The organism is Sphingomonas sp. UYP23 (assembly GCF_054059235.1).
The window spans coordinates 2658295-2670669 of sequence record NZ_JBSSBX010000001.1; the positions used below are offsets into that span (position 1 = coordinate 2658295).

The 12375-nt window shown below is 67.2% G+C and carries 13 protein-coding genes, 1 tRNA gene and 2 pseudogenes; 6 read left to right on the forward strand and 10 right to left on the reverse strand.

The window, feature by feature from the left end:
* Positions 1 to 5: 5 nt before the first annotated feature.
* Complete coding sequence (locus ACVWYO_RS13180; RefSeq protein WP_457351455.1) at positions 6 to 1178, forward strand: glycosyltransferase; 1173 nt, start codon at positions 6 to 8, stop codon at positions 1176 to 1178.
* Between the two features lie 410 nt (positions 1179 to 1588).
* Here ACVWYO_RS13180 and ACVWYO_RS13185 read toward each other — a convergent pair.
* From ACVWYO_RS13185 to yajC, 5 genes and pseudogenes are all read right to left on the reverse strand, one after another.
* A pseudogene (locus tag ACVWYO_RS13185) lies at positions 1589 to 2344 on the reverse strand (DUF3089 domain-containing protein); the annotation flags it as partial.
* Positions 2345 to 2398: 54 nt separating this feature from the next.
* Positions 2399 to 2779, reverse strand: a complete 381-nt coding sequence (locus ACVWYO_RS13190) for an Mth938-like domain-containing protein (protein WP_457351457.1) — start codon at positions 2777 to 2779, stop codon at positions 2399 to 2401.
* Positions 2779 to 3738, reverse strand: a complete 960-nt coding sequence (gene secF / locus ACVWYO_RS13195) for a protein translocase subunit SecF (RefSeq protein WP_457351459.1) — start codon at positions 3736 to 3738, stop codon at positions 2779 to 2781. The genes ACVWYO_RS13190 and secF overlap by 1 nt, the downstream gene beginning before the upstream one ends.
* A 12-nt stretch (positions 3739 to 3750) precedes the next feature.
* Positions 3751 to 5338: pseudogene (gene secD, locus ACVWYO_RS13200) on the reverse strand (protein translocase subunit SecD).
* Positions 5339 to 5342: 4 nt separating this feature from the next.
* A complete protein-coding gene (gene yajC / locus ACVWYO_RS13205) occupies positions 5343 to 5684 on the reverse strand; it encodes a preprotein translocase subunit YajC (protein WP_140850256.1) in 342 nt (113 codons plus the stop codon).
* Positions 5685 to 5946: 262 nt separating this feature from the next.
* On the opposite strand from yajC, the gene ACVWYO_RS13210 reads away from it, so the two are divergent.
* The 5 genes from ACVWYO_RS13210 to ACVWYO_RS13230 all read left to right on the forward strand — a co-directional run bounded on the left by ACVWYO_RS13210 (position 5947) and on the right by ACVWYO_RS13230 (position 9276).
* A complete protein-coding gene (locus tag ACVWYO_RS13210; protein ID WP_457351461.1) occupies positions 5947 to 6609 on the forward strand; it encodes a hypothetical protein in 663 nt (220 codons plus the stop codon).
* A gap of 66 nt (positions 6610 to 6675) precedes the next feature.
* Positions 6676 to 6752 (forward strand) — tRNA-Pro (locus ACVWYO_RS13215).
* Positions 6753 to 6820: 68 nt separating this feature from the next.
* Complete coding sequence (locus tag ACVWYO_RS13220; RefSeq protein WP_457351463.1) at positions 6821 to 7402, forward strand: hemerythrin domain-containing protein; 582 nt, start codon at positions 6821 to 6823, stop codon at positions 7400 to 7402.
* Between the two features lie 47 nt (positions 7403 to 7449).
* On the forward strand, positions 7450 to 8919 hold the full coding sequence (locus tag ACVWYO_RS13225; protein WP_457351465.1) for a diguanylate cyclase domain-containing protein: 1470 nt from the start codon (positions 7450 to 7452) through the stop codon (positions 8917 to 8919).
* Positions 8920 to 9018: 99 nt separating this feature from the next.
* Positions 9019 to 9276: a hypothetical protein gene (locus ACVWYO_RS13230; protein WP_457351467.1), complete on the forward strand. Its 258-nt coding sequence runs from the start codon at positions 9019 to 9021 to the stop codon at positions 9274 to 9276.
* A gap of 12 nt (positions 9277 to 9288) precedes the next feature.
* Here the strand turns inward: ACVWYO_RS13230 and ACVWYO_RS13235 are convergent, their stop codons facing one another.
* The 5 genes from ACVWYO_RS13235 to crcB are packed head-to-tail and all read right to left on the reverse strand — an operon-like array spanning position 9289 to position 12300.
* Positions 9289 to 9510 (reverse strand): hypothetical protein, encoded by a 222-nt coding sequence (locus ACVWYO_RS13235; protein WP_457351470.1) that lies wholly within the window; start codon positions 9508 to 9510, stop codon positions 9289 to 9291.
* Complete coding sequence (locus ACVWYO_RS13240) at positions 9507 to 10187, reverse strand: HAD-IA family hydrolase (RefSeq protein ID WP_457351472.1); 681 nt, start codon at positions 10185 to 10187, stop codon at positions 9507 to 9509. The genes ACVWYO_RS13235 and ACVWYO_RS13240 overlap by 4 nt, the downstream gene beginning before the upstream one ends.
* A 4-nt stretch (positions 10188 to 10191) precedes the next feature.
* On the reverse strand, positions 10192 to 10803 hold the full coding sequence (locus ACVWYO_RS13245) for an FMN-binding negative transcriptional regulator (RefSeq protein WP_457351474.1): 612 nt from the start codon (positions 10801 to 10803) through the stop codon (positions 10192 to 10194).
* Positions 10804 to 10819: 16 nt separating this feature from the next.
* The gene (locus tag ACVWYO_RS13250) at positions 10820 to 11929 is read right to left on the reverse strand and encodes an RluA family pseudouridine synthase (RefSeq protein ID WP_457351476.1); all 1110 of its coding nucleotides are present in this window, start codon (positions 11927 to 11929) and stop codon (positions 10820 to 10822) included.
* Complete coding sequence (crcB, locus tag ACVWYO_RS13255) at positions 11926 to 12300, reverse strand: fluoride efflux transporter CrcB (protein WP_457351478.1); 375 nt, start codon at positions 12298 to 12300, stop codon at positions 11926 to 11928. The genes ACVWYO_RS13250 and crcB overlap by 4 nt, the downstream gene beginning before the upstream one ends.
* Positions 12301 to 12375: the final 75 nt, after the last annotated feature.

Below are 12375 nucleotides of genomic sequence, written 5' to 3' on the forward strand. Positions count from 1 at the left end.
CGGACATGCTCCGCGTCCTGACCCTGTCATCGTTATTCCCCGATGCCTCGCGCCCCAATTTCGGCGTGTTCGTCGAGCGGCAGACGTTGGGCTTGGCGGCGGATCCGGGGATCGCGCTGCAGCTGGTCGCGCCGATCGGGTTGCCGCCCTGGCCGCTGTCGCGCCATGCGCATTATGCCGCACTCGCGGCGCTGCCCGAGTGCGAGAGGTGGAAGGGGCTGACGACCTATCGCCCGCGGTTCACAACCCTACCGGGTACGGCGGGGCGGTTCCACGCGGCCGCCCTGACCCGGCGGCTGATCCCGCTGCTCACCGGGGTTCGCCGTGACTTCGCGTTCGACGTGATCGATGCCGAGTTCTTCTTTCCCGACGGCCCCGCCGCGGTCGCGCTCGGCCGGCATTTTGACGTGCCGGTGTCGATCAAGGCACGCGGCGCCGATATCCACCATTGGGGCACCGCGTCCGCGACCGGCGCGCAGGTCGTCGCTGCGGGGCAGGCCGCCGATGGCGCTCTGGCGGTCTCGCACGCGATGCGCGCCGACATGATCGCGCTCGGCATTCCGGCCGAGCGGATCCGCGTCCACCATACCGGCGTCGATCTCGACCGCTTCGCGCCGCGCGATCGCCGCGTCGGCAAGGCGCGCTACGGCGTGACCGGGCCGCTGATCGTCGCGGTCGGGGCGCTGATCGCGCGCAAGGGGCATGACGTGGTGATCGATGCGGCCGCTGCGCTCCCCGACGCGACGGTGCTGATTGCGGGCGAAGGGCCCGCGCGCGGCGCGCTCGAAACGCAGATCGCGGCGCTGGGCGTGGCGGATCGGGTGCGCTTGCTCGGCGCGGTCCCGCATGGCGATTTGCCCGGTCTGCTCGCCGCGGCCGACGTAATGGCTTTGGCGTCGGCGTCCGAAGGGCTCGCCAACGCCTGGGTCGAAGCACTGGCGTGCGGCACCCCGATCGTCATCACCGCGGCGGGTGGCGCGGGCGAGGTCGTGACCGATCCGGCCTATGGCCGGATCGTCGATCGGACCCCGCGGGCGTTTGCCGCAGGGATCGCAGCAATGCTCGCCAATCCGCTGCCGCCCGCGCTGGTGCGGCAGGGAGCAGCGCGTTTTACCTGGGCCGCGAACACCGCCGCCTTGGTCGAACACCTTGGCCGGCTGGTCTCACTGTCCCGCTGAAATCGGCTGCTGCCCGCCCACACCTTGGCCTGCGCATCACTCAATTCGACCAGATCGCCCATCGCGACAGGCATGTCGATGAGGTGCAGCCCCCATTCCGTGAGCGTCCGCCGGCCGACGACGACATCGCCGACGATCGTTTGCGTGCGTTTGTCGGTCGGTTTGGCATTCACCGACACCGCCAGATAGTTGAACTTGCCGCTGGTCGTACAGGCGGTGCTGATCAGGCCGGGCACCTTGACGAACGGCGTCGTCACGGCCGCGCCGTCGGTCGTCCACGGCCCCATCGACGCGCTCGCCAGCCCGGCACCGCGTGAACCGAGATAGGCGTCGCTCACCGCCGACCCACCACCGAGCGCCGCCGGATTGACGCAGGCCGCGACCATACCCGCCTCCGGCACGACGCCGAAGCGGCTGTTCGCCGGCGGCGGCGATTCGGCGCGGAAGCTGACATAGCTGACGACGCACCCGACATCCTTCGCGTTGTGGCACAGCGGCGTCGATTTGAAATCGCCCCCGACGTCCTTGCCTGCCGGCACTGCGACATTGGTGCCGGGGATCAGCACCGAGATGATCAGCTTCTGCGTCGGCGTGCCTTCGATCGCTTCCGCGACGAGCTGCTTGAGGACGCCCGAGCCCTGGCTATGTCCGATCAGCACGACGCCGCGGCCGTGATTATCGTAGGCGAAATACTCGTCCCACGCCGCCTTCACGTCGCGATACGCCATCGCGCGGTCGGCGACGACGGGTTTGCCTACCAGCAGCGCCTGGAGCGCGGTTAGCGTTACCTGACGGTAGAGCGGCGCGAACACCCGGCAGTGCTCGGCGAAGCGCCCAGCCTGGAACGCGGCGACGGCGTTTTCCTCCGGACCGGCGATCATGTCGCTATTGGGCGTGCGATCGAGCGAAACCGTCGGATACACGTAGAAGCAATCGAACTTGGGATTGCTGGTGGGCGAGAATTTCTCGGTGCTGCGCGATCCGTCGGCCTTGATGATCGTCGCGTCCTGGTTCCCGTCGCACGGATCGACCTTGCCTGGCCGGCACAGCCAGCTCTCGGGTTTCCCGTAATCTGGCGAAGTGGCCGGAGCGGCCGCGGGCGAGGTCTGCGCGGCGGTGGCGACCGGTGCGGCGAGCAGGCTCAAGCCCAGCACGATCGATTTCATGAAACATCTCCCCCAATATCTTTGGCGAAGAGAATAGCGCCGCGGCGCGCGCCTTCAAAGGGGATACAGCGCGCCCACGACCCAGCGCGTCTCACCGCGCAGCACCGCCCAGGCCCGCGCCGCGGCGCGGCTGTCCATCGCCTCGACCCCGATGCCGAGCGCTTCGCATGCCTGCACGAAACCGGGGGGCGGGCGCTGCATCGTCGCGCCGGTGCCGAGCAGCAGGAATTCCGGTCGGGGCTCGATGTCGAGCAGCGGCCCGAGCGCGGCGAGGTCAAGCGCCTCGATCGGCGGCGGTGCCCATTCCTCCGACCCGTCGGGCCAGATCCGCAGCGCGCGGTAGACACCGGTGAATTCGCCCGCCTCGACCTTGAAACCACCGCCCGAAAAGGCGGTGATTACCGGCCCGACACCGCGCTCGCGCTCGACCCGCATCAGCGCGCCTTGGACGTTCCAGCAGTGGCGGCGGGGACGTCCTCGACGCGCAGATCGGGGCGCAGGCCGAGCGTGATCAGCAGCGACGACGACACGTAGATCGACGAATAGGTGCCGACGAAAATGCCGAGGATCATCGCCGCGGTGAAGCCGCGCAGCACGTGGCCGCCGAAGATGAGCAGGGCGAACAGCGCCAGCAGGATGGTCAGCGAGGTCATCACGGTCCGCGGCAGCGTCTCGTTGACCGACAGATCGACAATGCTCGGCATGTCCATCTTGCGATAGCGGCGCATGTTCTCGCGGATGCGGTCGTCGATCACGATCTTGTCGTTGATCGAATAGCCGATGATCGTGAGGACGGCAGCGACGATGTTGAGGTCGAACTCGAACCGGGTCAGCGCGAAGAAGCCCAGGGTCATCAGCACGTCGTGGACGATCGCGACGACGGTCGAGACACCGAACTGCCATTCGAAGCGGAAGATCGCGAACAGGCCGATTCCCGCGACCGCGAGCACGACGGCGAGGATGCCCTTCCAGATCAGCTCACCGGAGACCTTGCCGCTGACCGCATCCTGTTTGGAAAATTTGGCGTCGGGGAAGTCCTTGACGACCGCAGCCTGGACCGCCGCGACGGTCCGGTCGGTCGCGCCCTTGTCCTGGCTCTTGGGCGGCGGCAGCTTGATCGAGATTGTCTTGCCGTCATCGCCGACCCGCTGCAGGCGGACTTCGCCGAGGTTGAGCCGGTCGATCGTCGTACGCAGCTTGTCGGTCGACGGCGGGGTGGAGAATTTCTCCTCGATCATGAGACCGCCGACAAAGTCGACGCCGAGGTTGAGGCCGCGTGCGAAGACGAGCCCGACCGCCGCGATCGACAGCAGGATGGTCAGCCCGAACGCCCATTTGCGGAGCGAAACGAACGGAAGGTTGGTGTTGTCGGGAACGAGTTTCAGCAGGCGCATGTCTCTGGCCGATCAAATATTGATTTCGGTCGGGCGATTCTTGCGAATCCACAGCACGACCAGCATCCGCGTGAAGGTAACCGAGGTGAACACCGAGGTAACGATCCCGATCAGCAACACGACCGCGAAGCCCTTCACGGGACCGGAGCCGAGCATCAGCATGATCAGCCCCGAAATGGCGTGCGTCGCGTTCGCCTCGAAGATCGTACGGCTCGCTTCCTTGTAGCCGAGTTCGACCGACTGGATCACGCTGCGCCCACGGCGCCGTTCCTCGCGGATACGCTCGTTGATCAGCACATTGGCATCGACCGCGGTGCCGATCGTCAGGACGAAGCCGGCGATACCCGGCAATGTCAGGGTGCCGTTGAGCAGAGCGAGCACACCCATGATGACGATGACGTTGATGACCACGGCGTAGTCGGCATAGAAACCGAAGCGGCCATAGGTCGCGATCATGAACAGGACGACGAGCGCGACCGCGATCGCCGAGGCGGTGATGCCGGCGCGAATCGAATCGATCCCGAGATCGGGACCGACGCTGCGCTCCTCGACCACCTTGAGCGTGATCGGGAGTTTGCCCGAGCTGAGCGCGATCGACAGGCTGTTTGCCGACTCGACGGTGAACGATCCCTCGATATAGCCCGACCCGCCAAGGATCGGCGTGTTGATGCGCGGTGCCGAAATCACCTTGTCGTCGACGATCACAGCGAAGCGCTTGCCGGTCTGTTCCTGCGTGACGCGCGCGAACTTCTTGCCGCCTTCGCTGTTGAAGCCGAAATTGACGATCGGTTCGTTGCTGTCCTGCTTGAAGCCCTGGCTTGCGGTGAGCAGCTGGTCGCCGGTCAGGATCGCCTGACGCTTGACCAGGATCTGCGCGCCGGGGCCGGCCTCGGCATAGGGCAGCACCTGGCTGCCCGCGGGCACGATGCCGCCGGGCACATATGGCGTGTCGTCGACCATCTTGAATTCGAGCTTGGCGGTCTTGCCGAGCAGATCCTTGAGCGCCTTGGGGTCCTTCAGACCCGGCACCTGGACGACGATGCGATCATTGCCCTGGCGGACGATCGTCGGTTCCTTGGTGCCGAGCTTGTCGATGCGCGTGCGCACGACATCGACCGCAGTGCCCATCGCGGTGTTGATCGCAGCCGAGATGCCAGCCTGCGTCGGCGTCATCACGACGCGCGACGAATCGACCACCCGCAGGTCCCAGTCGCGCTGGCCGGTATAGCCGACGCCGCCGGTCAGCTTGTTGAGCCGTTCGCGCGCCGCGTCGAGCTGCGTCACGTCCCGCAGCAGGAAGCTCAACGTGCCGCCGTCGGTCGCGATGTCGCCAATCGAGATCGGCGGCCCCTTGGCCATCTCGGTGACGATCTGCTCGCGCATCGCCTCAAGGCGATTCTTGACCAGCTCGTCGGTATCGGCCTCGAGCAGCAGATAGCTGCCGCCGGCGAGATCGAGTCCGAGATTGACCTGTGGGTCGCGGGAAGCTCCCCATCTTGCTCGTGACCGAATCGGGCAGGAAACTGGGGATCGCCAAGGCCATCAGGCAGGCGAGAAATCCCAGGATCGAGACGACTTTCCAGCGCGGGAAATCGAGCATCGGATCAGTCGTTCGCGGGCTTGGAGCCGAGCGGCGTCACGTCGGCGAGCGTCGACTTGACGACGCGGATCTTGATCGACGGGGCGATCTCGACCTCGACGAACGCGTCCTCGACCTTGGTGACCTTGCCGAGCACGCCGCCGGCCGTAACGACCGAATCGCCCTTCTTGACCGCCCCGATCGTCGCCGCCTGGTCGCGCGCGCGCTTCTGCTGCGGGCGCAGGATCAGGAAGTAGAAGACGACGAAGACGAGCAGCAACGGCGCGAACTGAATGATCATCGCGAGGAAACCATCGGGGCCGGCGGCGGCGCCTGCGGTCTGGGCAAAGGCTGGGGTGGCGAACATGGGCTACCTTGGTAAGACTGGACCCGCCTGCATCCTGACACGCGGGATCGCGCACCCTTTCGGGCACGCCACAAGCCCGCCGCGCTATCAGGTACGGTGCGCCCGTGCAACGCTCTCTCGTGCGGGCCGCTCCGCTGCGGCGGTACGCGGGGCCGTCGCCAGGATCCGTCGGCGGGGCAAAGCAACGGGTTGATTACGTGCCGAAACATCGTACCCTTTCGGTCCTTCCCGTTGAGTAGCGAAGCCCATGATGAAATTCTTCATGCCCTTGGCCCTCTGTCTGATGACCGCGCCGGGCATCGCGCATGCCGAGAGCGGGCGCGACATGTTGATCCAAACCGCCTTCGTCGTCCGCGATCGCAGCGTCGCGCTGACCCAGCTCGCCGGCGTCGAGGCGGCGGCGTCATCGACCTTGGCCAAGACGCCGGGCGACAGCGAAGCCCTGCTGTCGCGCGCGATGGCCACGAGCTACCACGCCAAGCTGACGCGCAGCCGTAGCGAAGCGCTCTCCGCCAAGGCGCAATTCGAGGCGCTGGTAGCGAAAAACCCGCGCGATGCCGAAGCGCTGGCCGCACTCGGCGCGTGGCATCTGAGCGCAGTCAAGGCGCTCGGCGCGCTGGTCGCGCGCGGCGGGCTTGGCGCGCGCAAGGCGGTCGGGCTCGACGCGATCGACCGCGCGCTCGCCGCGGGCGGGGACCGTGCGCTGTTCCCGGGGATCGCCGGCCTGTTGCGGCTCGCCATCGATCCGGGCGACGCACGCGGCGTCACCTTGATCGCTCAGGCGGCGCGCGCCGGAGCGGTGACTCCGGTCGACCGCCTGATCCAGCGCCGCGCGGCGCAGCTCGAACTGGTGCTCAAGGGCGGCGATGCCAAATTGATCCAGGCGCTCGCCAATCGCCTGCTGCCGCTCGGCCAGTTCGGCTGATGCTGCGCGGCAGCGTGAAGGCGCTTGCATCCGCGCGCGGGTCGTCCTAGACGCGCCTCCCTCGGTCGGGGCGTAGCGCAGCCTGGTAGCGCATCACACTGGGGGTGTGGGGGTCGCAGGTTCGAATCCTGTCGCCCCGACCAGAGATTTCCCCCTTAGCACGCGTGCCGGGCGGCTGGACGCGGACAGTGCGTCGCCCGAGAGCCCTTCAATGTCGCTTTCTCCACCTGCGCTGCTGCTGCCCGACCGCACTGGGTTACCCGATGCCATCGCCTATCTGCGCGCTGCTTATCCGGCACCGCAGTGGCCCGCACACCGCAATTATGGGGAGCTGACCGCCTTCTGGCTGCATGTCCATGCCAGCTTGCGCGACCAGGCGGAGCGGCTCGATCGAATCACGGCGGGCTTCCGCGAAGGCCGCAGTACGGCAGGCGCATTTCAAGGTGCGGTCGTGCCCGCGCTCAACCACTTCCTGCAGCATCTGAACGGGCATCACGGGATCGAGGACCAGGCCTATTTCCCCAAGTTCCGCGCGCTCGATCCGCGCATGGCGGCGGGGTTCGACGTGCTCGAAAGCGACCATCGGATCATCCATGAAAGCCTCGAAGCGACCGTCGAGACGGCCCGCGCGATGCTGCACGCGCTCGGCACGCCGGGCGACCCACGCGCGGCGGTCGATGGCTATGCCGACACCAGTCAGCGCCTGTTCGCGTTGCTCGACCGGCATCTTTCCGACGAAGAAGACATCGTCATCCCCGCCATGCTCGACCATGGCGAACGCCGGGTGAGCTGACGTGCCCCGATAGGGGTTCTTTAACTGGCCGCCCGTTATGTTTGGGCATGTCAATGATCAATCTCGGATTCGGCGCCATTGCTGAAGCAGATGAAGCCCGTCGACTCGAAGTGCTCGAAGGACTCGGCATTCTCGACACGCCGCCCGAAGCCGAGTTCGAGACGATCATCGCGTGCGCACAGCGGATGCTCGGCACCAAGATCGCCTTGCTGTCGCTGGTCGGCGAGGACCGCCAATGGTTCAAGGCGAAGCGCGGGCTCGATCCGTGCGAGACGCCACGCGCGCACTCGTTCTGCGCCCACGCGATCCGCGACGACGGGCTGCTCGTCATCCCCGATGCGACTCGCGACGCGCGCTTTGCCGACAATCCGCTGGTGTTGGGCGAGCCACACATCCGCTTCTACGCCGGCGCGCCGATTCGCGCGGCCGATCCCGCGCTACCCGAGCGCAGCTATGCGATGGGAACGCTGTGCGTCATCGACGATCATCCGCGCACGCTCAGCGCAGAAGAAGCGACAACGCTGTGCGAGCTTGCACACCTTGCCGAATCGCTCCTTTCCGCGCGTGGCATAGCCTCCCGCGCAAGCGTTCTTGCGCAGGAACGCGGCGCGGCGATGCAGCGGCTCGATATCACGCACCGACAGTTCCGCCAGGCCGAACGGATGGCCAATATCGGATCGTGGCGGCTGACGCTCGACGACAACCGCACCGAATGGTCCGATCAGGTCTATGCGATCCACGGCATGTCGCACGGGATGAAGCCCAATCTCGAAGAGGCGCTCGCTTTCTATCCGCCCTCGGCGCGGAGCCAGGTCGTCGATGCGCTGGGACGGACGATCGAGACCGGTGTGCCGTTCTCGGTTGAGACCGATTTCGTCACCGCGCAGGGTGGGGTGCGCCGAATCTGCTCGATGGGGGAACTCGAACTGCGCGACGGCAAGGCGGTCGCGGTGATCGGGGTGATGCAGGACATCACGCTGCGCTACCGGATGGAGCAGCAATTGCGCCATAGCGCGCGGCGCGACGACCTGACCGGGCTCGCCAACCGCGCCTATTTCAACGAAATCCTGGATGAGGCGCTCGCGACGGCGCGGCGGCAGGACACGCGGCTCGCGCTCGCGCTGATCGATCTCGATCATTTCAAGGCGATCAACGACACGCAGGGCCATCTCGCGGGCGATGCGGTGCTGCGCCAGGTCGCGACGTGCCTCGGCGCCGAATATCTTGCGGGCACCTTCGCGGCGCGGCTGGGCGGTGACGAGTTCGTCCTGCTGATCACGCGCGACACCGCGTTGCAGGATCTGACCGGGTTGCTCGACCGGCTCGCGCGTGATCTGAGCCGGCTTGGCGACAGGGCGGGCGATCGGCCGACCGTATCGGCGACGGTCGGCGCGGCGTGGCTCGACCGCGAGGTGCGCGATCGCAGCGACTTGCTCCACCGCGCCGATATCGCGCTGTACGAAGCCAAGAGCGCGTGTCGCGGTACCGTCCACGTCTATCGGCGCTGTACCGGGTGACGGTGTGCGCTAAGGGACGGCGGTCGCGCTAGCGCGGCCTGGAGAGATTCGATGACCGTCCATCGCGACACCGCGCGACCGGCTGCCCGGGGCTGAGCCGTGGCCAAGAAGCGCTATCTCACCGCGACGCTGCCAGATGGTTATGTCAAGACGATCGGGCCGACGAACACGGCGTTCACGCATTATTGGCGGATCGTCGCGTTGCTCGCCAATGGCAAGAGCGAGGTGTTCTGGGGGCACACCAAGTCGTTCGCCGAGGCGAAGCGCAAGAAATCGGCGCTCGCCGAGGCGGCGGCGCAACGCGGCTGGAAAAGCCATGTCTTCGAGATTGCCGAGCTGGTCGAAACGCAGCCCTGACGCTGGCCGTCGTCAACCCCCGGGCGGGGTCCGCCAGCGGCGCGCGAGCGCGCGCGGGACGATCGCGATCATCAGGAGCGCCGACAGTACGAGCGCGGTGCCGATAATCTTGGGCAAGGTCGCGTCGGCGCGGGCGATCAGAATGAGCCCGAGCATCGCGCCCGCAGCCCCTGCGAGGCGCGTGCCCGCCAAGAGGAAATACCGGTTCCGCGCGGTGGTTTCGGGGTCTGTCATGCGATCGGTTCCTGCATCAGGCGCGGTAGCGCCGGCACGACGTCGGCGACGGCGTGCGCGCCCGCCGCGGTGAGTTCGCCGACGGGATGATAGCCCCACGCCACGCCCAGCGCGCGCACGCCTGCGGCACGCGCCATCAGCATGTCGAAGCTGGTATCGCCGATCATCACCGTCGTTGCCGCCACTGCGCCGGCATCGGCCATCGCGGTCTCGATCATCGACGGGTGCGGCTTGGACGGGTGGCGATCGGCGGTCTGCAGCGTGACAAAGCGCGCGGCAATGCCGTGATGCGCGAGGATATGTGCGAGACCACGGTCGGACTTGCCGGTCGCGACGCCGAGCACCCAGCCGTCTGCGGCCAGCGTGTCGAGCACGTCGACGATCCCCTCGTACAGCGGCTCTTCCGCCATCGCGCCCGAAGTGCGCAGGCGGAAAAAAGCGTCCTTGTAATCCTGCGCCAGGCTGCGGTGCAGCGCGTCTTCACCGCCTGGCAGCAGCGTCTGCATCGCCTCGACCAGGCTCAGCCCTACGATCCGGCGGATCGCAGCGCGCGACGGCGCCGCGATCCGGGCGGCTCCGAAGGCCTCCTCGACCGAGCGGCAGATATTGTCCTGGCTGTCGACGAGCGTGCCGTCGCAATCGAACAGCGCGAGGCGGTTGGGGAGGGGGTTCGGCATCGATCTAACTCCGCATCCCGGGGTTGCGCATCCAATAGGCGATCCCGCGCCGTCCGGCCGCCTCGACGCCGTCCGCCGCGGACAGGCGCGCCGCGTCGGGCTTGTTCTGCCCGAGCTTGCGCGTGCCGCGCCAGCCTTGCACCTCGAGCGTGAAGCCGACGATGCCGCGCGTCATCTGCTCGAACACCGAAGGGGTCATCTTCGCGCGCGTCCAGGGCGGCTTGGGCTCGAGCCGCGCCTCCTGTTCAGCCGCGAGCTGGTCGAGCTGTGCCACCAGCCCCGCCTGATCGAGCCGCCGCATCCGACCCTCGAGTTCGACCGCGACGTAATTCCACGTCGGCACCTGGTCGTTGCCCAGATCGTACCAGTCGGGGCTGATATAGCCATCGGGCCCTTGCGCAACGAACAGCCCGGTCGCGCCATCGAGATGCCGGGTGATGCCATTGCCGCGCGAGACATGCAGAGAGAGCGTGGCGTCATCGATCCACACCACGGGCAGATGGACCACCCGCGGCCCGTCGGGCGTCGCGGCGAACAGCGTGCCGAAACCGATCTCGCGCACCAGATCGCGCATCGCCGCGCGATCTTCCCAGCGGAAGGTCGAATCGGGATGCATCAGCCGCGCGCGGCGCTCACGTCGCCGCGCCGCGCCGGCGGCGCTCGCCCTTGCGGTCCTTGCGCATCGTCTTGTTGTGCTGGCGCGCCTGCTGCTTCTTGACCGCACGGCTCGGGGGCGGGGGCTCCTCGAGCGGCATCGTATTGCCGAGCATCTCGTCGAAGCCGAGTTGCTTTAGGCTCTCGGCGAAATGCGTCGGCAGTTCGGCCTGGACGTCGATCTGCCCACCATCAGGGTGATCGATCCGGATCCGCCGCGAATGCAGATGCATCTTGCGCGAGATGTTGCCCGTCAGGAACGCGGCCTGCCCGCCATATTTGCCGTCGCCGACGATCGGATGGCCGATCGCCGCGAGATGGACGCGCAACTGGTGCGTGCGCCCGGTGTACGGGATCAGCTCGACCCAGGCGGTCGTCGTGCCCGCCATCTCGATCACGCGGTAGCGCGTGCGGGCAGGGCTGCCTTCCTTCTCGTCGACATGCATCTTCTCGCCGCCCGAGCCGGGCTGCTTGCCGATCGGCAGTTCGATTGTGCCGTCCTCGATCGAGGGGACGCCGACGACGAGCGCCCAATAGGTCTTCCGCGCGGTGCGCGACGAGAAGGACTTCGACAGGAAACCGGCCGCGCGCGCCGTGCGCGCGATGACGAGCGCACCCGACGTGTCCTTGTCGAGCCGGTGGACGAGCTTGGGGCGCCCCTCCAGATCGTCCTGCAGCGCGTCGAGCAGGCCGTCGACATGCTCGATCGTCTTGGTTCCGCCCTGCGTCGCGAGGCCCGGAGGCTTGTTGAGCACGATCACCTGTGCGTCGCGGTGGATCACCATTTCGCGTGCGAAGGCGGTCTCGTCGTCGCTGAGCGGTGGGCGTTCGCGCTTTACGGGCGCGTCGACCCGAACCGGCTCCGCCGGCGGCACGCGGATCGACTGGCCGGCGACGACATGATCGCCGGGCTTGGCGCGCGCGCCGTCGATGCGCAACTGCCCGGTGCGGGCCCATTTGGCGACCGTGGTGAAGCTGGTGTCGGGCAGATGCCGCTTGAACCAGCGATCGAGCCGGATGCCGTCATCGTCGACGCCGACGTTGAACTGGCGGACGTCCGAGGTCGCCTTGGTCGGGGTGCTGCTCATGCCGCTACCCGCGTCAGGGAAAGACCGAGGAACACAGCGACGATCGCGCCAACGACCGAGGCGAGCGTGTAGCCGAGCGCGGTGACGAGATCGCCGCGTTCGATGAGCGAGACGACGTCGAGCGAGAAGGATGAGAAGGTGGTGAAGCCGCCGAGCACACCGACGCCGAGCAGCAGCCGCCAGCTCTCGCTAGCGCTGTGGCGCGCGAGGATGCCGACGAGCACGCCCATCGCAAGTCCGCCGACGATATTCACGGTCAGCGTGCCATAGGGAAAATCGGGGCCGAAGCGCGCGAGGGTGGCGCGTCCGACGAGGAAACGCGCAGCGGAACCGAGCGCGCCGCCCGCCATGACGAGGATGAGATGATACATGCTGCGTCCGTTAGCGCGAATCGCGCGCAATGAGAACCTCGCGTGCGATTGCGCCGGCTAACCGACTGCTGTGCC